Source organism: Streptomyces sp. NPDC007264, assembly GCF_042869095.1.
Lineage (GTDB): Bacteria > Actinomycetota > Actinomycetes > Streptomycetales > Streptomycetaceae > Streptomyces.
Map to the genome: position 1 here is coordinate 1 of NZ_JBIAFD010000024.1, position 18678 is coordinate 18678.

Sequence of the window (18678 nt, forward strand, 5' to 3'; positions counted from 1 at the left end):
ACAAGCTCGTTGACATCCTTCACGGGATGTCAACGACCCCCAGGACGCTCCGTCACCACCGAATGTGAGACAGGGCCGTTCGCTACACAGACCCCAACGAGACCAAGGTGCCACACCCCTGTGACATCCGGCTTAGGGGTTCGATCTCTCCTCGGGCTGGCCAGGGCTTGCTTTGGCGGTCAGAGGCGGTGCGGTGGTTGCTGTACTTCGCTGTTGTACTGCAGTCCTCACAGCAACCGCTCCCCCTGGTCGTACTCGGTGGCTCGGAGCATTCCGCCTGTGTCGGCCGGCCGGCGAGTGCCCTGGATCCCGAGAACCTGTGGGGGAGGGCTGCGCAAGCACGCTGCTGGGGAGGCTACTTGGCGACACAGGCAGGGGGAGTCATCGGGCACGGTTCGATCGGCTGTCCCTTGAACTTGGGGGACACGTGAGCTTGACAGGTCAACTTCCAGCCTTGATAGGCGTAGTGATCGGCGGAGTCGTCTCCTTTGTCGGCAGTGCGCTTTCTGAGAGGTTTCGGTGGAAGCGTGATGTGCAACGGGAGTGGAGCCAGCGTCGATTCGACGCATACCGAGAGTTAATTCATGAAGCACATGTTCAGGTCGGGGCTGCGCGTTCGCTTGCTACGGCAAGAAATCTCCTCGAAGGTCCCCCTCCAGTCTCCATCGAAGACGGGATAAGAGAGATCGCCGAATCTGATAGACGTCTGGCGCTCGCGTACGAGACGGTGCAGATGATCGGTGATGAGCAAGTTGGCAGGGCTGCACATGCGTTTCGTTCGGCCTTGTGGCAGCTGAGTGACTACGCACGTGGATTGATTGACGTAGACGCAGTGGAGTGGGAAAAATCCTACAAGAGATACCGGATGTCGCGTGACGGATTCCATGCTGCCGTACGTCATGACCTCGGGATATCCGGGCGGGGTTATCAGCGTGATACAGCAGGTGTTTCCTCTCGCCCTCCCGGCATTGGGTCCCCATGAGATGCACGCCACTGCGAAAGTCCCGCTTCAGGAGAGAGGCTGGGGCGTCGGTGCGTGACCTGCCGTTTCGTCGGTCGAGCTGGTGAACTTGAACTCGTGATGTCGGGTTCCTCGCGGGCTGACGTGCGTCAGATGTGAGCCCTGACTTGCTGGACCGGATGTCCGAGTGCGTGCCCGATGGCAGTCAGTTCCTCGTCGCTGAACCAGATACGCTCGGGGTTCCAGACGGCGATCTCGAATCGGGCAAAGCCACAGGGCCAGTCGTAGTCCAGTGCGTTCAGCGACGTCGCGGTGCCGCAGCAGGGGACCACCACGGCGAGCGTTGCCAAGCCGTGGTCGCAGTGGGCTTCGAGTAGGTCGGCCCACCACTCGATGCCGATCGACGCGCCGCAGTGGGGACAACCGATCTTCTGCAGATTCTCACCACAGTCGACAACGGTGAGTGTGTCGTGCCAGGTGACGTCGACCTCGACCTCGACGCCGCCAGGGATCCCGGGGGCCAGGTCCTCCACGATCGACGCAGTACGGTCGGCCGCGGCCTGCTCGGGCTGCCAGTGCGGGTCGGTCGGAATGACGGAGAGGACGTCGTCACTCATGGGCTCACTCGATTCGTCAGGCAGGAACCTCATCCAGGCGACGTGATACCACCCGCTACGGCACTCTCGTCGAGCCGCGGAACTTCACCCGCGAGTTCGACCGCCGGTGCGAGCGTGCCGGGATCCGCCGGGTCCGTGTGCATGACACCCGACACACCTGCGCCTCGCTCCTGGCGGCTCTCGATGTCCACCCTCGGATCGCGATGCAGATCCTCCGCCACTCCGACGCCACTCCGAGATCGCGGTGACCACGAAGGTCTATACGCACGTTCCCTCTGCGGAGACCCGGCGGGCGCCCGCTGCTGCACAAACACTCAGAGGCCCACTCGCGACCACGCGAATGGGCCTCTGACCTGTCTCGGGGTGGCGGGATTTGAACCCACGACCGATTCGTCCCGAAGCAACTTGTGCGGGCGCCTGACCTTGGGGCGGTGCGCCTCTCGCCTGCTGTGATGGTCCGCAGGCGTGCGCGGTTGTCCGACACTGTCCGTGGCGTTGTCACGCAGTTGGACCCTCACGCGGCAAGCTGGCGGGAGCTTCAGTCGCCCGCGAACCACAAGTAGCTGCCTGGGGTAGCCGCGCACTGTTCCAGCATGGTTGTGAGATCGTCCAGCGCAGCGAGCTGACGCTTGTCAGCGCAACTCCGCCTCAAGCCGTGGATCTCCTGGAGGGCGGTGGCGGCCTCCTGCTCGTTCATCAACGTGTCCCCGTACGGATCGACGGCGGTGAGCCTCCCGGATACTCCGAGGAGTTGGAGCGAGCCGAGTGCATCGGCCAGTGCGTCGCCGTGCCCGAAGGAGCTCCGCAGGAGTGTTGCGCGGGACTTGGGCCAGTCGTTGCGTGCCGGCCGTGACGAGTGCAGCTCCAAATCAATCCCCATACCGCATGATGACGCGCTGCGTTGCTGCACAGCCACTACTGCCGAACGGAGTCGCTCGCTTGCCTCACGTCAGCGTTGAGGGACTGTCGCACGTGATCTACGAACGCTTGCCGAGCACGCCTGTACAGCGCGGGGACATAGCTCCCGAGCACCATCCCGTCGTCGGTTGGCCACTCGACGTCTTCTTCACTCTGGGAAGAGAGAAGACAAACGTCAGCGACATGCTTGAGTCGTTCCACCAGCGGGATGACCGCCTCGGGCGCGTCCAAACCGACCAGGCGGGCGGCCTTGCCAAGAGCTGTGTGCGCATCATTCAGCCTGGTCTCTGCATCCTCACGAGCCGCGGACCCTGGCGGAAGCGAAGCACACCATGCCATGCTCACGGCGGCCTTCTCGAACCCGTCTGCTGCTACGAGAAGATCTACGTAGGCCTGTCTCTGGGCGGTGCGACGCGCTTCGGCGTGTAGGGCACGAGCGGCTATCTTCGCCGCTTCTACCGCATTGTCCGCAGCACATCGGGCTGCTCTGGCCTGCAGATACGTCGCTGGAAGTCCCAGAGCCGTGAATCCGGCTGCTACTACGGCGGCTATCCCCCCAAGATCCATGCACCTCATCATGGTGGATGTCCCAGGCCCCGGACCATGATCGGTTCGGGGCCTGTGCCCTGATGCCCCCGGCAGGATTCGAACTTGCGACACCCGCTTTAGGAGTTCGATCGGTGGGCTGTGTGGGCGGCTTGAGACCATGGCTGCTGAGCGATTCCCAATCCAGCTAAGGACGTGAGGATCCGTCGTCGTATGGCGACGTTGATGTCAGTTGGTGATGTCAGTCTGTCGGGCGCTCGTGGCAGAGAGGCGCGGACGGACTGGGTACATCGCTCATCACAGGCTCCCACGGCATGAAAGTTTCGACGTGCCTCCGCGAGGCTCAGCCAGCTGTACGGACCACCCCGGGGTAAAAGAGTGATCCGGGTGAGGTCTTTGATCCAAATCATCAAGGCGCGACATGCGCCGCGAACGCGCTAGACCGGTGCCTTGCCATCGGATGGATCGCAACCACAACCCTGAGCCGGGCTGGAGCGTCTGGTATCCATGCGGATACGTCGAAGCACTGCCGTCGCGATCGCCGGGCTCCTCGCGACCCTGCTCGGTCTCGGCGGCTGTACCGGTACGGGGGACGACCCGGCCGGGCACGCCAGCGCCTCGCCGCGAAGCCCGGGCGCGAAGCGGAAGGACCCGGGTGGGTACGGCGGCCTGCTGATGGGGGAGCGCTGGAAGATCCAGTGGATAACCATGGGTGGTCGCTCTACGACTGCCCCGCCGGACGCCGCCGCCTGGCTGGAGTTCGGGTACGACGGCCTCATCCGGGGCAGCGACGGCTGCCATCCCCTGCTGCGTTCCGCTCGTATCACCGCCGATGCGCTCACCGTGCAACCTGCTCCGAGGGCGTACTCGGGGGAGGACTGTGAGCCCGCGCGGCAGTCCTTCAGGGACCGGTTCCGAGAACTCTTCACGGGAAGACTCACGATCAACAAAAGGTATGACGCCCTGACCATGGACCTGAAGAACGAGAACGGGGACTACATCGCCGTAAAGTTCAACCGGCCCGAAGGTATGTTCGGCACCCGTTACTGGCTCGCGCACAACGAGGTCGGTGACGAACCCGGACCGGACTACGCGGCCGGCAAGGAGATCTGGTTCCGCTTCCAGACGGACGGCACGATGGACGGCAAGCTGGGCTGCAACACCTTCACCAGCAGCGCCGTCCTCGACGGTGAGCGCGTTGCCATAGGCAAGCTGACCCCCACCACACGCCGGACCTGCTCCGCGCAGATCATGCGCGACGAGCAGTCATTGCTGCGGAGTTTCCCGGACAGCTTCGGCTGGCGCGCCCAGCGCGGCTCGCTCGTCCTCACTCAGGACATCGTCCAGACCATGGAACTCGTCAGCTACTACTTCGCCGCACTTCCCGGCAAGTGACGTGACATGTGATTCCGGGGGTGTGGCACTTCAAGATCGCTGGGTTCGCTGGCGCTGGCCTGCGCCCCGTTCGGTTCTGCATCGTCATGCGACACAGGGTGATGATCTCGAAGGTGGTGGCAGGTCCACCACCGGAATTCATGCCGCTTTGGTCTTCCGCTCGACCAGGACGCCGTTCTCGAAATGATGACGGGGATTGAGGCCGTCTGGCGATGTGTCATCGGTCCCTGGGCGTGTCACTCGCCGGTATCGCCGTCGATGAGCTCCCGCGCGACGTCGAGTTGACCGACGGGGCGCGCGTACTCCTGGAGCAAGTGGAAGAGACTGACCGGCTGACCGTCGCTGTTGGTGTGCAGCGTGGGTATCAAAAGACCCCCGGACCGATGGTTCGGGGGTCTTCTTGCTGGGCTAACAGGATTTGAACCTGTGACCTCATCCTTATCCAGGTCGATCCGTTGGGGCTCCCGGACCCACATTGAAGCCGCTCCGTGCCCTTGGACCGACCGTTAAGGTCCGCACTGATCCGCAGTCGTCCGCCGCTGTTGGTGTCAGCCATTGATGTCAGACATCAGTCGCCGCTTGGCGCTCTGCCCAGTGAAGCTCCCAGCCACGGAGCGTCACGGAGTCCACCTAGGTTTTCGAAGCTCGATCGCCGGTCGCCGGAAAGTCATATTCGGCGCGGTACGGTTCCGTCCTGCCAGCGGTAAAGGTCGCGCAACAGGGAAATCTCGGCGCCGTGATGGATCAGCTCCCTGTTGACGTGCAGGACCCTGTTCTCCATGGGAAACCGCTCGGGACCCACCGCGGGCGGATTCTCCAGGTCAGCGTCCGAGAGTTCGCGGACCCCCGCGTTCCATCTCTCATACATCTCATCGAGCTGTTTCAACGCCTCGGCAGCGGTCCCCGCGTAGGCGAATGTCTCGGAGTCGACGTCCTGGCCGCCGAAGTACCATCCGACCCGATAGCCCAGGCAAGAGACGATGATGTGCGCCAGCCGCCAGGCAATCGTGGTCACCGGCGCCGGCTCCGGACCAGGGGACGCGAAATCCATCGTCCATTCCCCCGAACCTACCGACCTCGGTGCGGCCGACGTGCCACGCGGCCGGATGCTCCAGCAGCCGCGCACCGGCTCCCAGAAGTACTCCTCATCGGTAAGACCGTCCAGCCGCGGCCGTAGGTTCTTGTGCCAGTACCAGTCCAGCTGCTCCGCGAGCCGCTCGCTTCTTGTCACCTCCGCACACTACATACAACGGCGACCTGGCTGCGCTCTATCCACTGAGCTACAAGCATTCAACTTGCAGGCCACAAAGGGAATTTGAGGTGAATCGGGAATCAGACCGATCACGACACAGCCTCCCGCAACCCACCACCACCCCCAGCTCCCATCCCGTACGCCGTCGACCCACACACCGTGGAGCAGGACGACATCCGCCCGATCCGCTCGGCCGACTTCGCGGGCACCTCGGAGCTGTCCAGCCGCGCTGTGGCCGCCTACATCGTCGTCGCCCTGCTGACCGGTGCACGCACGGAGGAGCTGCGGGCACTCACCTGGGATCACGTCTTCCTGAAGGGCAAGCCGGACGCCCACCCGCCGCAGCCTCCGCACATCGCGGTGTGGCGCTCGGTCCGCCGGGGCGGGGACACCAAGACCCGGAAGTCCCGGCGCACGCTCGCTCTGCCGACGCGCTGCGTCGAAGCCCTCTGGCGGCAATTCGAAGATCAGGGATGGGATCGGCTTGCCGCCGACGAGGAGTGGGAGGAACACGGGCTCGTGTTCTCCTCGGCCGTGGGCAAGCCGCTCGACGCTGCCAACGTCCGACGCGCCTTCCGGCAGGCGCTCAAGGGCATCGATGGGATCAACGCCGACGAGTGGACTCCGAGGGAGCTGCGGCACAGCTTCGTGTCCCTGCTCTCCGACCGTGGCGTCCCACTGGAGGAGATCTCCCGGCTCGTCGGCCACTCCGGCACGGCCGTGACCGAGGAGGTCTACCGGAAGCAGATCCGCCCCGTGATCGAGACGGGCGCTGTGGTCATGGAGGGCATCTTCAGGCGCGATCCGGAGCGGTAGTCACGCAGATAGACACGCATGCAGAACCAGGTGAAGCACCTACCAAAGCTGGTAGGTGCTTCACCTGGTGTTTCGGCTGTCGGGGTGGCGGGATTTGAACCCACGACCTCTTCGTCCCGAACGAAGCGCGCTGCCAAGCTGCGCTACACCCCGATGTCGCTGCTTCTCGCGGCGACGTCGTTTACTTTAGCCCACTGGTGGCTGGAGACGAAATCCGGTTTTGGGGCGGTGGCGGATCGGGTCCGGGCGGAGGTGGTCGGCGGCGACCAGGAGGAGGGCTACCACGAAGAACGCCAGGCCGAGCAGGAGCGCGTTGCCGAGGACGCTCTTGTAGCCGAGGTGGCCGGCGTCCAGGAAGGGGTAGAGGTAGCGGCCCTCCTTGTTCCGTGGGATCAGCGCTCCCCGTGTCAGGGAGAAGATCAGGTATGCCACCGGGTACAGCAGCCATCTCGTGGCGTGCCGCAGGCCCAGGGGGGCCGCGGGGGTCAGGAGGAGCCAGTCCAGCAGGACCGCGGCGGGTATCGCCGTGTGGAGCACCTGGTTGGTGAGCGCGGGCCAGCCCGTGAGGGCGTCGGTGGGGCCCGTCATCGAGAACGTGCCCGGTTCGTTCACCAAGACCACGTGGTAGAGCAGGCCCGCGATCAGGGTGTAGAACAGCGTGCCGCCGGTCACCAGCGGCGGCAGCGGGCGGCGGGCCGTCCACGCTCGCCATGCCGACACGGTGAAGACCAGCGCGACGAGCACGCCGGTCTGGACGGTGAAGTAGCTCAGTACCCGGACCGGGCTGAGGCCCAGGGCCAGGTCGACGGCCACGGCCGCCGCGGCGGTGAGCGCCACCAGCAGGCGGTAGGCCGCCGCCACCGGACGGCGGACCGGGGTCATCACGGCGGCCGCGGGGACGTCGGACGGCAGCAGCGTCGGCATGCCCGGTACCGCGGGCAGGTCCGGGATCTCCTTGGGTATCGGCGCGATCATGCCCTCACGCTAAGTGGATCGGGCAAAACGGGCGATATGGGTGATCCGGGTGGGTTACCCTCGCTTGATTCCGGGCGGAGGCCGCTATTCCCTGGGCACCAGCGTCAGCAGCGTCGCCTCGGGCGGACATGCGAACCGCACCGGCGTGTAGCGGTTCGTCCCGCACCCCGCCGACACGTGCAGATACGACGTGCGGCCCTCCCCGGTGTGCCGCGACAGGCCTTTCACCCGGTCGGTGTCGAGGTCGCAGTTGGTGACCAGGGCGCCGTAGAAGGGAATGCACAGCTGGCCGCCGTGGGTGTGGCCCGCCAGGATCAGCGGATAGCCGTCCGCCGCGAACGCGTCCAGGACGCGCAGGTAGGGAGCGTGGACCACGCCCATGGAGAAGTCCGCCGCCGGAGACGGGCCACCCGCCACATACGCGTACCGGTCCCGCTTGATGTGGGGGTCGTCCAGGCCCGTCAGCTCGACCTCCAGGCCGTCGATCTTCAGCGTCCCCCGGGTGTTCGTCAGGTTCAGCCAGCCTGCCGCGTCGAAGCCGTCGCGCAGGTCTTCCCAGGGGTTGTGGACGGCGCCGACCACGGGTGGGTTGCCGTTCAGGCCGTGGTGGCCCCTCGCCTTCTCGACCAAGTAGCGGGCGGGGTTGCGCGGTCGGGGGCCGTAGTAGTCGTTCGAGCCGAAGACGTAGGCCCCGGGGAACTCCATCAGCGGGCCCAGCGCGTCCAGCACCTCGGGCACACCCTGCGGGTCGGACAGGTTGTCCCCGGTGTTGAGCACGAAGTCGGGGCGCAGGCCCGCCAGCGAGCGCAGCCAGCGCTGCTTCTTGCGCTGACCGCTCACCATGTGGATGTCCGAGACCTGGAGCACGCGCAGCGGCCGCACCCCCCGGGGCAGCACCGGGACCGTCACCCGGCGCAGCCGGAAGGAACGGGCCTCGAACCCGGCCGAGTAGAGCAGTCCGGCGGCGGCCACCGCCGTGATTCCCAGGGGTACTCCGTATCGCGCACGCATATGACCATCGTGTCAGAACCCGAAGAGGCCTCATGTCCGGCTGTGGACAACTGCGGCCGGACGGCGCAGCCGTCGGCCGACTCACGCGACCCTGTGGAAATCGGCGGGCGGACGCTCCGTCACACCTGCGACAATCGGAGTCATGACCACGCTCAAGTCGAAGCTGCAGGAAGACCTCAACGCCGCGATCAAGGGGCGCGACGAGCTCCGCTCCTCGACGCTCCGGCTGACGCTCGCCGCGATCACCAAGGAGGAGGTCGCGGGCAAGGAGAAGCGCGTGCTCTCCGACGAGGAGGTCACCAAGGTGATCACCCGTGAGGCGAAGAAGCGCCGCGAGGCCGCCGACGCCTTCGCGCAGGGCGGGCGCTCCGAGCAGGCCGAGCGGGAGAAGGCGGAGGGCGAGGTGCTCGCCGCGTACCTGCCCAAGCAGCTGTCCGACGACGAGCTGCGGCAGATCGTCGTCCAGGCCGTGGAGGAGGCGAAGGCGGCCGGCGCCGAGGGCCCGCGCGCGATGGGCCAAATCATGAAGATCGTGAACCCGAAGGTGGCCGGTCAGGCCGAGGGCGGCCGTGTCGCCGCGGTGGTCAAGCAGCTGCTCGCGGGCGGCTGAGGCCGACCGGCCGACCGGCCGACCGGCCGACCGGCCGACCGGCCGGTCGGCCGCGCTGAGCCGCACGGCCCGACGGCGGCACGTGCGGTGGCGGCACGGCCCGACGGCCGGTACGTGCGACAACGGCACGTCCCGGCGACGGCACGCGCGACAACGGCACGTCCCGGCGACGGCACGCGCGACAACGGTGGTACGACGACGGGGCGCCCCTCCAGCCGAGGGGCGCCCCGTCGTCGTACACGTAGCCGTAGAGGCGTTCCCGCGGGTGCGGGATCTATCCGCGCAGCCCGCCGTTGCCGTTCCCGCCGTTTCCGTTCCCCTGGATCCACCCCTCGGGGATCGAGAAGCTGGGCGTCGGCAGCCCGCCGCCACCGGCTCCTCCGGTGATCAGGCCGCCGATGGTCGGGCCGCCGTTGTGGTTGCCCCTGCCCTTGCCGTCCCCGTTCTTGTCGCCCTCGTCGGGGAGGGGGTCGGGGATGTCGACCAGGGTGAAGTCCTCGACCGGCTTGCCTGCCAGCGCGCCCGTCATCATGTCGCGCCAGATCGGGCCCGGGACCTGGCCGCCGAAGACCTTTTCGTAGGTGACGCCGCCGATGGTGATGTTGGTCATGCGCCGCTTGTGCGCGGGGTCGCCGACCCACACCGCGCCGGCCATGTTCGGCGTGTAGCCGACGAACCAGGCGGCGTAGCGGAAGTCCGTGGTACCGGTCTTTCCGGCGCTGGGACGATCACCGAGGCCGGCCTGCTGGCCCGTACCGTCCTCGACGACCCCCTTCAGGAGGGTGGTGACCGTGTCCGCGGTGTTCTCCGACATGGCGCGCGTGCACGTCGACTTCGGGACGTTCAGGGACTTGTGCTGGCCGCCGACGGTCTGCGTGATCGACTCGATGGCGATCGGCGTGCAGTACGTGCCGCGGGAGGCGAAGGTCGCGTACGCGTTCGCCATCGTCAGTGGCGACATCTCCTGGGTGCCGAGCGCGATGGACGGGGCCTCGGTGATCTTCTGTCCGTCCGCGCGGTTGACGCCCATCTTCCCGGCCATGTCTATCACCGGGCAGATGCCGATGTCGTCGATCAGCTGCACGTAGTAGGTGTTGACCGACTTGGCGGTCGCCTCCTTCATCGCGTACGGACCCTGCTCCGACTCGTTCTCGTTGGTGAGCTTGGAGTTCTCCGTGTTCACCCACTGCTTGCCGTTGCAGGCCGCGACCGGGCTCGGGTACGGCATCTCGTACGGCGACGGGTACTCCTGGGTCGCCGACTTGCCGCCCTCGATGGCGGCCGCGGCCACGATCGGCTTGAACGTCGAACCGGGCTGGTAGCCCGCGCCGCCGCCCATGGCCCTGTCGACCGAGAGGTTGATCTGTGTCTCGTCCTTGCCGAAGCCGTACGGCCGGGACTGGCCCATGGCGAGGATCTTGCCGGTGCCGGGCTCCACGATGCTCGCGGCCGTGGCCACGTCGTCGCTCTTGTTGACGTGGTCCTTGACGGACTGCTGCACCGATTCCTGCGCCTGCGGATCCAGCGTCGTACGGATCGTCAGACCGCCGCGGTTCCAGATCTTCGCCCGGCTCTCCCGGTTCTTGCCGAAGACCGGGTCGTTCAGGAACACCTCGCGCACGTAGTCGCAGAAGAAGCCCGCTCCCCTGACCGCCGTGATGCAGCCGTTCCTCGGCTGGCTGACGTGCAGCCCGAGGGAGGTCTTCTTGGCCTTGTCGGCCTCGGCCTGCGAGATGTCGTGCACGTCGGCCATGCGCTGCAGCACCACGTTGCGCCGCTTCCTGGCCTCCGCCTCGTCGTTCACCGGGTCGTACCGCGTGGGCGACTGGACGAGGCCCGCGAGGAGCGCGGCCTCCTGGAGGCTGAGGTCCTTGGCGTGCTTGGAGAAGTAGCGCCGGGACGCCGCCTCGACGCCGTAGGCCTGCTGGCCGAAGAACGCGATGTTCAGGTAGTTCTCGAGGATCTTCTTCTTGCCGAGTTCCTTCTCGATCTGGATCGCGTACTTCAGCTCGCTGATCTTGCGGCCGATGGTCTGCTGGGTGGCCTGGGCGACCTTCGTCGGGTCGTTGCCGGCCTCCTCGACGAAGTAGTTCTTCACCAGCTGCTGGGTGAGCGTGGAGGCGCCCTGGGCCACTCCGCCGCTCTGCGCGTTCCGGTTCAGCGCGCGCAGGACGCCCTTCAGGTCGATCGCGCCGTGCTGGTAGAACCGCGAGTCCTCGATCGCGACGATCGCCTTCTGCATGTACGGCGAGATGTCCTTGAGGTCCACCACCGTGCGGTCCCGCGAGTAGACCGTCGCGATCTGGCCGCCCTTGTCGTCCAGGATGGTGGTGCGCTGGCTCAGCTGCGGACTCTTCAGGTTGGCCGGGATCTCGTCGAATCCCTCGACCGACGCCTTGGCCGCGAGGCCGAGCGCTCCCGCGGCGGGCAGGGCGATGCCGGCCATCACCGCCCCCGCGAGCACACTCACGCCGAGGAACTTGGTGGCCTGCTGCACGGGGGACAGCCCCCCGCCCGAGCGCTTCTTTGGCATGAGGGCAGCCTACGTTCTCATTCGCCGGACACGCGTATATGCCTTGGCCTAAGCTGCTCCCAACTGTCACAGCAGTAGGGCCACGTATCAAGTACGTCCCGCGACCCCGAATCGTTCCGATGTTCCCCGACTTTTTTGTCGGATGCGTGCCCGAATCCGCCTTGTGTGTGAGTGGACGTCCGTTGTGGCGTCGCTGGACTGTCCCGGTTTGCCCGGAAGGTCGCGTATGTCGCCAGCTCACTCCCCCGGGTGATCTGCCGCTTACCCATAGTCCGTTCGGACCATTCAAGATTGGGCCCCACGGGGGTGTTGCGCTGTGCCCACCTTCCGTAACGTCCTCAACTGGCGGCGGTGAATATGCCGCTGCCGCCGTGGGGGAGCCTCGATTCGGGAGAGGACGGCGCCGGTATGGGCTGGGTAACCGACTGGAGTGCGCAGGCGGCCTGCCGCACTACCGATCCGGATGAACTGTTCGTTCAAGGAGCAGCGCAGAACAGGGCCAAGGCGGTGTGCACCGGATGCCCGGTACGCACGGAGTGCCTGGCCGACGCGCTCGACAACCGCGTCGAGTTCGGCGTGTGGGGTGGCATGACGGAGCGGGAGCGCCGCGCACTGCTGCGCAGGCGACCGACCGTCACATCGTGGCGTCACCTGTTGGAGACCGCGCGTACGGAGTACGAGCGCGGGGCGGGCCTGCTGCCCCTCGACGAGGAAGAGGCGTACGAGAACTATGCGGCGGTGAGCTGAGCGCGTCCCCTGCGGGGCACGTCCTGTGCGGGGCACGTCCCTTGCGGGGCGCGGTCTCGTGGGAGTGCGTCGTCCCGGTCGGCCGTCGCATCCGCCCCATCGGGGGTCCGCTTCACGGGAGGTGCCGTGAGGGGCACGCCTCGAGGAGCGGGGGTGTCATGGCCGGCGCCCTCATGCGTCTGGGCGTCCCGGGCCGCCGCCGTCACACGGTTTCCTGCAGTGCAGTCCGCAGCCGGGCCCTCAGGGCATCCCCCACGGCCTCGCGCCATGCCCACGGCCCGCACGCGGCGCCGTCCCGGACCCCTGGGCTCGGGACTCGGCCTCCTGGGTGCCTGGTTCCTCGGCCTGCGTGCGACCGCAGGCTGGGCGCCGTCGAGGCGACCCCGACGCCCTTACGCGCGTGCCTCGCGCGCCCGCGGGCGCTCCGGCCGGTCGGCCGCGAGGCGGTCGCCGATGTCCCGCAGTCCCGCAAGGTCGTGGACGTCGCCGGGCAGCGCGGCCACTTCCGCCACGGCCACCTCGGGGTGGAGCGCGGTGAAGCGGTCACGCGTGCGCTGCTCGCGGGAGAGCAACTGCATACGTTCCGCATGCAGCCGCAACAGACCCGCGGTGAGTTGTTCGATGCTCCGATCCGGGTCCGTGGGGGCGGGGGAGCCTGCGTCGGGAACCGGTGCAGCGGATGAGGAAGAGTCTGAACGTCCGTGCGTGTCGGGAGAGTTACGAAGTCCAGCTTTCCCGCCCTCCTGATCCACAATGCGGGACCCCGCAAGATTTTCGGCGCCGGGCGGATCGGCGGCGAGGTCCAGGTTCTCGGCGGCGGCCAGAGCCCGCTCGGCCGACAGCTGCGCGGCGCCGCTGCCGTGGACCCGGTTGAGCACCAGACCGGCCAGCGGCATGTTTTCGGCGGCCAGCCGCTCCACGAAGTACGCGGCCTCACGCAGCGCGTCCCGCTCGGGGGCCGCCACCACCAGGAACGCGGTGCCGGGCGCCTGCAGCAGCCTGTACGTGGCGTCGGCGCGCGTGCGGAACCCGCCGAACATGGTGTCCATGGCGGCCACGAACGTCTGGACGTCCTTCAGGAGCTGGCCGCCGAGCAGCTTTCCCAGGACGCCCGTCATCATCGTCATCCCGACGTTCAGGAACTTCATCCCCGCGCGGCCGCCCATCTTCGCCGGGGCCATCAGCACCCTGATCAGCTTGCCGTCCAGGAAGGACCCGAGGCGCTTGGGCGCGTCCAGGAAGTCCAGCGCCGAACGCGAGGGCGGTGTGTCGACGACGATCAGATCCCACTCGTCCCGCGCGCGCAGCTGCCCCAGCTTCTCCATCGCCATGTACTCCTGCGTGCCGGCGAAGCCCGCGGAGAGCGACTCGTAGAAGGGATTGCTCAGAATGGCGGCCGCCCGGTCGGGGTCCGCGTGCCCCTCGACGATCTCGTCGAAGGTGCGCTTCATGTCGAGCATCATGGCGTGCAGTTCGCCGCCCTCGGCGTCCTCGATGCCCTTCACCCGCCGCGGGGTGTTGTCGAGCGCGTCGATGCCCATCGACTGGGCGAGGCGGCGGGCCGGGTCGATGGTGAGCACGACCACCTTGCGGCCGCGCTCGGCCGCCCGGAGCCCCAGGGCGGCCGCCGTGGTCGTCTTGCCGACGCCGCCGGAACCGCAGCACACGACGATGCGGGTCGCCGGGTCGTCGAGGAGGGCGTCGACCTCCAGGACGGGTACGGGGTTCAACGCGCGCACGGAGCCGGTGTCGTGAGGGTGTGCCGCATCGGGTGCGGAGGCCGTGCCGTCGTGCGTGGGGGCCGGGTCCGAGCTCATGAGATCCCTTGCTGACGCAGTTCCGTGGCCAGTTCGTACAGGCCCGCCAGGTCCATGCCCTCGGCGAGCAGCGGCAGTTCGTGCAGGGGCAGGCCCAGCTCCATGAGCACCGCGCGCTGTTCGCGCTCCAGGGCGAACCGCGCCGCGTACTCGTCGGCCTGCTCCAGCAGCGGGCCGGCCAGCCGCTCCGCGAGCCCGCCGCGGCGCGCACCGCCGAGACCCGCGCCCGACAGGGACGCGGCGACGGCCGTCCGCGGCACCGTGCGGGCGAGCTCCAGCTCCGACGGTCCGAGGACCGAGGGCCGCACCATGTTCACTATGATCCGCCCCACCGGCAGCCGGGCGGCGCGCAGCTCGGCGATGCCGTCCGAGGTCTCCTGGACGGGCATCTCCTCGAGGAGCGTCACCAGGTGCACCGCCGTCTCCGGGGACTTCAGGACCCGCATCACCGCCTGTGCCTGATTGTGTATCGGGCCGATCTTGGCGAGACCCGCCACCTCGTCGTTCACGTTCAGGAAGCGGGTGATGCGCCCGGTGGGTGGGGCGTCCATCACCACGTAGTCGTACAGGAACCGGCCGCCGCGGTCCTTCCTGCGGACGGCCTCGCACGCCTTGCCCGTCAGCAGCACGTCCCTGAGGCCGGGCGCGATGGTGGTGGCGAAGTCGATGGCGCCCAGCTTCTTCAGGGCCCGCCCCGCGCTGCCCAGCTTGTAGAACATCTGCAGGTAGTCCAGCAGAGCCAGCTCGGGGTCGATGGCCAGTGCGTACACCTCGCCTCCGCCCGGGGCGACGGCGATCTTCCGTTCCTCGTACGGCAGCGCTTCCGTCTCGAAGAGCTGCGCGATGCCCTGTCTGCCCTCGACCTCCACCAGAAGGGTGCGTTTGCCCTCGGTCGCGAGGGCGAGCGCGAGTGCCGCGGCGACCGTGGTCTTTCCGGTGCCGCCCTTGCCGCTGACGACCTGGAGCCTGCTCACGCCTTCGAGCCTAACCAGTCCGCGCACGGCATACGCCGGAGGCTGTGGACAACAGCCCCGACGATCGGCCGCACGGCGGCCCGCACCGGCACCGCCGACGGCCGCGTGCCCCGGCCGCCACAGCGGCTACAGTCGCCCCATGACCAAGTGGGAATACGCAACCGTGCCGCTGCTCGTCCACGCCACGAAGCAGATCCTGGACACCTGGGGCGAGGACGGCTGGGAGCTCGTCCAGGTCGTGCCGGGGCCCAACAACCCGGAGCAGCTGGTGGCCTACCTGAAGCGGGAGAAGCAGGCATGAGCGCGGTGGAGTCCCGGCTGGCCGAACTGGGGCTGACGCTGCCGGAGGTCGTGCCGCCGCTCGCCGCGTACCAGCCCGCCGTGCGGTCCGGGGCGTACGTGTACACCTCCGGCCAGCTGCCGATGGTCGGGGGCAAGCTCCCGGTCACCGGCAAGGTCGGCGCGGAGGTCACCGCCGAGGAGGCCAAGGACCTGGCCCGGACGTGCGCACTGAACGCGCTCGCCGCGGTGAAGTCCGTGGCGGGCGACCTGGACCGCATCGCGCGTGTGGTGAAGGTCGTCGGCTTCGTGGCCTCGGCCTCGGACTTCACGGGGCAGCCGGGCGTCATCAACGGCGCCAGCGAGCTGCTGGCCGAGGTCCTCGGCGACAAGGGCGTGCACGCGCGCAGCGCGGTCGGCGTGGCGGTCCTCCCGCTGGACTCGCCGGTCGAGGTGGAGGTCCAGGTCGAGCTGACGGAGGCGTAGGACCGGTTCCCCGGGCGGCGTCCCACGCGGAGCCGGCGATCATTCCCTCTCGAACATCTGCGCACTACGGGATAGCCTCCGCCCATGGCGAATGGACAGTGGTTTCCACCGGAGTGGCCTGAGCGGATCCGCGCGCTGGCGGAAGGCACACTCGCTCCGGTCGCGCCGAAGCGCGCGGCCACCGTCATGCTCCTGAAGGACACCGACGGCGCCCCCGCCGTCCACATGCTGCGCAGGCGCGCCTCCATGGCCTTCGCCGGAGGCGCGTACGCCTACCCGGGCGGCGGCGTGGACCCCCGCGACCACGACCTGCGGATCGGCTGGGCGGGCCCCACGCGCGCGTGGTGGGCGGACCGCCTCGGCGTCGACGAGACGTCCGCCCAGGCCATCGTGTGCGCGGCCGTGCGGGAGACGTACGAGGAGGCCGGTGTGCTGCTCGCCGGCCCCACCCCGGAGTCGGTCGTCGGCGACACCACGGCCGCGGACTGGGAGGCCGACCGCGCCTCCCTGGTGGCCCGCGACCTGTCCTTCGCCGAGTTCCTCGACCGCCGGGGGCTGGTGCTGCGCTCCGACCTGCTCGGCGCCTGGACCCGCTGGATCACCCCGGAGTTCGAGTCCCGCCGCTACGACACGTGGTTCTTCGTCGCCGCGCTTCCCGAGGGGCAGCGCACCCGCAACGCCTCCACGGAGGCGGACCGCACGGTGTGGATCCACCCGGCTCGGGCGGCCGCCTCGTACGACGCGGGGGAGCTGGTGATGATGCCGCCCACGATCGCGACCCTGCGCCAGCTGGTGCCGTACGCGAGCGCCGACGAGGCCCTGACCGCCGCCTCCGGCCGCGATCTGACTCCCGTGCTGGCCACGGCCCGCCTGGAGGACGGCGAGATCGTGCTGGCCTGGCCCGGCCACGAGGAGTTCACCAAGCACATCCGGACAGGGGGAGCGCCGGCATGATCCACGCGGGAGGTGCCCGGTCATGACGGACGCCGCAGCCCTTCCGGGCCGGCCCCGCGGCACGGTCCTGTCCGGCCCCGCGACCGCGCGCGCCGTGAACGTCCTCGCCCCCAACCCGTCGGCGATGACCCTCGACGGCACCAACACCTGGATCCTTGCCGAGCCCGACTCCGCACTGGCCGTGGTGGTCGATCCCGGTCCGCTCGACGAGGGGCACCTGCGCCAGGTGATCGACACGGCGGAGCGGTCCGGCAGACGGATCGCGCTCACCCTGCTCACGCACGGCCACCCGGACCATGCCGAGGGCGCCGCCCGGTTCGCCGAGCTGACCGGCACGCAGGTGCGCGCCCTCGACCCGGCGCTGCGGCTGGGCGACGAGGGGCTGAGCCACGGGGACGTCGTCCGCGTCGGTGGGCTGGAGCTGCGCGTCGTGCCGACACCGGGCCACACCTCGGACTCCCTGTGCTTCCACCTCCCGGCCGACGGGGCCGTCCTGACCGGGGACACCGTCCTGGGCCGCGGTACGACGGTCGTGGCGCACCCGGACGGCCGCCTGGGGGACTATCTGGACTCGCTGCGCCGCCTCAGGTCGCTCACCGTCGACGACGGCGTCCACACCGTGCTGCCCGGCCACGGGCCCGTCCTGGAGGACGCCCAGGGAGCCGTGGAGTACTACCTGGCCCACCGTGCCCACCGCCTCGCACAGGTCGAGACGGCGGTCGAGAACGGTCACCGCGCGCCGGACGAGGTCGTGGCCCACGTCTACGCCGACGTCGACCGGGCACTGTGGCCGGCGGCGGAGCTGTCGGTGCGGGCACAGCTCGACTACCTGCGCGAACACGGGCTGATCTGACTCACTGGGGGCGCGGGGCCTTGATCCCGTGCACGCGCGCGTACTCCCCGGCCAGCCAGGGGCCGAGGTCGTCGACGTACGACCGCAGGACGGCCGGGTCGCCGCCCGGCTCGTACCCGAGAACCGCCGCCGCGCGCATCTGCTCGGCCCGCTCCGGGTAGAAGGCCGCGAACGACTCGGCCATGTCCCCTAGATCGCTCGTCCAGCCGTTCCAGCGGGGCATGACCAGGGTGAAGCCGGTGCGGACGAGGTGCCGGGAGACACCGCGCACGAGGGTGCGGCGGGCGTCGTCCGTGGTGGCCTCGGCCATGCGTGTGCGCCACCGCGGCAGGTGCAGCGCCAGGTCGCCGTTCGTCTCCCGGGCGAGCCGGGAGTCGGGCCGGTAGCGGGGCAGACGGGCGGCGAGGTCCTCGCCCAGCAGGGGCGTGCACAGGCAGGCGACGAACCACCCCAGGTCGTACGTCTCCAGGTCGCTCAGCAGCCGGGCACGGCTGAACAGCAGCGTTCCCACGCCGTCGATCTGCGGGAACTCCCGGTCCAGCCCGTCCCCGAGCGCACGGGCGGCGCGGTGGTCCGCCTCGGTGGGCTCCGCGGCCAGCGCGACCAGCAGATCGAGGTCACTGCGTCCCACACGCGCGGTGCCGCGCGGAATCGACCCGTAGAGGTAGGCGCCGGTCATCCGTGTCCCGAAGACACCGGGGAGCCGCTTCCGAGCGGCCTCGACGACGGGCCCGAAGGGGGCGGTGACCAGTTCGAGGGCGCCCTCGCGCCGGATGTGTCCGTGGGAGTCGAGACCCCTGCCGCGGCCGTGTCCGTCGCGGTACGAGGAGGGGCGCGATGGGTCGATCACGGGGGCAAGTATGCCGGGACGGCCTCGGGAGGGTCCCGGCGGAGCGACGACGGGCACCGCTCACAAGGGACGACGGGCGCCGGG

Annotated in this window: 18 protein-coding genes, 1 tRNA gene and 2 pseudogenes; 8 read left to right on the forward strand and 13 right to left on the reverse strand. The window is 68.6% G+C overall.

Going from position 1 to position 18678, the window contains the following annotated elements; genetic code table 11:
- Positions 1 to 1110 precede the first annotated feature (1110 nt).
- From ACFYMU_RS30075 to ACFYMU_RS30090, 4 genes are all read right to left on the reverse strand, one after another.
- On the reverse strand, positions 1111 to 1578 hold the full coding sequence (locus ACFYMU_RS30075) for a hypothetical protein (RefSeq protein WP_388379856.1): 468 nt from the start codon (positions 1576 to 1578) through the stop codon (positions 1111 to 1113).
- Positions 1579 to 2116: 538 nt separating this feature from the next.
- Complete coding sequence (locus ACFYMU_RS30080; RefSeq protein ID WP_388379858.1) at positions 2117 to 2275, reverse strand: hypothetical protein; 159 nt, start codon at positions 2273 to 2275, stop codon at positions 2117 to 2119.
- 218 nt (positions 2276 to 2493) lie between these two features.
- Positions 2494 to 3063, reverse strand: a complete 570-nt coding sequence (locus tag ACFYMU_RS30085; protein WP_388379861.1) for a hypothetical protein — start codon at positions 3061 to 3063, stop codon at positions 2494 to 2496.
- A 98-nt stretch (positions 3064 to 3161) separates the two neighbouring features.
- Positions 3162 to 3452: a CPCC family cysteine-rich protein gene (locus ACFYMU_RS30090; protein ID WP_388379864.1), complete on the reverse strand. Its 291-nt coding sequence runs from the start codon at positions 3450 to 3452 to the stop codon at positions 3162 to 3164.
- A 97-nt stretch (positions 3453 to 3549) separates the two neighbouring features.
- Between ACFYMU_RS30090 and ACFYMU_RS30095 the strand changes: the two genes are divergently transcribed.
- Entirely contained in the window at positions 3550 to 4437 is an 888-nt protein-coding gene (locus ACFYMU_RS30095; protein WP_388379867.1) for an META domain-containing protein, read from the forward strand.
- 236 nt (positions 4438 to 4673) lie between these two features.
- Here the strand turns inward: ACFYMU_RS30095 and ACFYMU_RS30100 are convergent.
- Together ACFYMU_RS30100 and ACFYMU_RS30105 are read right to left on the reverse strand one after the other, a co-directional pair.
- Positions 4674 to 4760, reverse strand: a pseudogene (locus ACFYMU_RS30100) (DinB family protein); the annotation flags it as partial.
- A 344-nt stretch (positions 4761 to 5104) separates the two neighbouring features.
- The gene (locus tag ACFYMU_RS30105) at positions 5105 to 5668 is read right to left on the reverse strand and encodes a DinB family protein (RefSeq protein ID WP_388379869.1); all 564 of its coding nucleotides are present in this window, start codon (positions 5666 to 5668) and stop codon (positions 5105 to 5107) included.
- A gap of 198 nt (positions 5669 to 5866) precedes the next feature.
- On the opposite strand from ACFYMU_RS30105, the pseudogene ACFYMU_RS30110 reads away from it, so the two are divergent.
- A pseudogene (locus ACFYMU_RS30110) lies at positions 5867 to 6505 on the forward strand (tyrosine-type recombinase/integrase); the annotation flags it as partial.
- A 79-nt stretch (positions 6506 to 6584) separates the two neighbouring features.
- On the opposite strand, the gene ACFYMU_RS30115 reads toward ACFYMU_RS30110, so the two are convergent.
- The 3 genes from ACFYMU_RS30115 to ACFYMU_RS30125 all read right to left on the reverse strand — a co-directional run bounded on the left by ACFYMU_RS30115 (position 6585) and on the right by ACFYMU_RS30125 (position 8491).
- Positions 6585 to 6658, reverse strand: a tRNA-Pro gene (locus ACFYMU_RS30115).
- Between the two features lie 33 nt (positions 6659 to 6691).
- Positions 6692 to 7480 (reverse strand): Pr6Pr family membrane protein, encoded by a 789-nt coding sequence (locus tag ACFYMU_RS30120; protein ID WP_388379872.1) that lies wholly within the window; start codon positions 7478 to 7480, stop codon positions 6692 to 6694.
- Positions 7481 to 7564: 84 nt separating this feature from the next.
- Positions 7565 to 8491: a metallophosphoesterase gene (locus ACFYMU_RS30125; RefSeq protein ID WP_388379874.1), complete on the reverse strand. Its 927-nt coding sequence runs from the start codon at positions 8489 to 8491 to the stop codon at positions 7565 to 7567.
- Positions 8492 to 8633: 142 nt separating this feature from the next.
- Between ACFYMU_RS30125 and ACFYMU_RS30130 the strand changes: the two genes are divergently transcribed.
- The gene (locus tag ACFYMU_RS30130) at positions 8634 to 9101 is read left to right on the forward strand and encodes a GatB/YqeY domain-containing protein (protein WP_388379877.1); all 468 of its coding nucleotides are present in this window, start codon (positions 8634 to 8636) and stop codon (positions 9099 to 9101) included.
- 274 nt (positions 9102 to 9375) lie between these two features.
- Here ACFYMU_RS30130 and ACFYMU_RS30135 read toward each other — a convergent pair whose 3' ends face one another.
- Positions 9376 to 11634 (reverse strand): transglycosylase domain-containing protein, encoded by a 2259-nt coding sequence (locus tag ACFYMU_RS30135; RefSeq protein WP_388379880.1) that lies wholly within the window; start codon positions 11632 to 11634, stop codon positions 9376 to 9378.
- A 408-nt stretch (positions 11635 to 12042) separates the two neighbouring features.
- On the opposite strand from ACFYMU_RS30135, the gene ACFYMU_RS30140 reads away from it, so the two are divergent.
- Positions 12043 to 12381: a WhiB family transcriptional regulator gene (locus tag ACFYMU_RS30140; protein ID WP_388379882.1), complete on the forward strand. Its 339-nt coding sequence runs from the start codon at positions 12043 to 12045 to the stop codon at positions 12379 to 12381.
- Positions 12382 to 12773: 392 nt separating this feature from the next.
- Here the strand turns inward: ACFYMU_RS30140 and ACFYMU_RS30145 are convergent, their stop codons facing one another.
- Both ACFYMU_RS30145 and ACFYMU_RS30150 read right to left on the reverse strand, forming a co-directional pair.
- A complete protein-coding gene (locus ACFYMU_RS30145) occupies positions 12774 to 14198 on the reverse strand; it encodes an ArsA family ATPase (protein ID WP_388379885.1) in 1425 nt (474 codons plus the stop codon).
- Positions 14195 to 15172 carry an ArsA family ATPase gene (locus ACFYMU_RS30150; protein ID WP_388379887.1) on the reverse strand — a complete coding sequence of 326 codons (978 nt, stop codon included), beginning with the start codon at positions 15170 to 15172 and terminating at the stop codon, positions 14195 to 14197. Before ACFYMU_RS30150 ends, ACFYMU_RS30145 begins: the two co-directional genes overlap by 4 nt.
- A 139-nt stretch (positions 15173 to 15311) precedes the next feature.
- On the opposite strand from ACFYMU_RS30150, the gene ACFYMU_RS30155 reads away from it, so the two are divergent.
- The 4 genes from ACFYMU_RS30155 (at position 15312) to ACFYMU_RS30170 (ending at position 17744) form a co-directional block, all read left to right on the forward strand.
- The gene (locus ACFYMU_RS30155) at positions 15312 to 15473 is read left to right on the forward strand and encodes a DUF4177 domain-containing protein (RefSeq protein ID WP_003975360.1); all 162 of its coding nucleotides are present in this window, start codon (positions 15312 to 15314) and stop codon (positions 15471 to 15473) included.
- The gene (locus ACFYMU_RS30160) at positions 15470 to 15937 is read left to right on the forward strand and encodes a RidA family protein (protein WP_388379890.1); all 468 of its coding nucleotides are present in this window, start codon (positions 15470 to 15472) and stop codon (positions 15935 to 15937) included. Before ACFYMU_RS30155 ends, ACFYMU_RS30160 begins: the two co-directional genes overlap by 4 nt.
- Before the next feature lie 84 nt (positions 15938 to 16021).
- Positions 16022 to 16891, forward strand: a complete 870-nt coding sequence (locus ACFYMU_RS30165; RefSeq protein ID WP_388379893.1) for an NUDIX hydrolase — start codon at positions 16022 to 16024, stop codon at positions 16889 to 16891.
- Between the two features lie 22 nt (positions 16892 to 16913).
- Complete coding sequence (locus ACFYMU_RS30170) at positions 16914 to 17744, forward strand: MBL fold metallo-hydrolase (RefSeq protein ID WP_388379896.1); 831 nt, start codon at positions 16914 to 16916, stop codon at positions 17742 to 17744.
- 1 nt (position 17745) lies between these two features.
- Here ACFYMU_RS30170 and ACFYMU_RS30175 read toward each other — a convergent pair whose 3' ends face one another.
- On the reverse strand, positions 17746 to 18594 hold the full coding sequence (locus ACFYMU_RS30175) for a nucleotidyltransferase (RefSeq protein ID WP_388379899.1): 849 nt from the start codon (positions 18592 to 18594) through the stop codon (positions 17746 to 17748).
- Positions 18595 to 18678 lie beyond the last annotated feature (84 nt).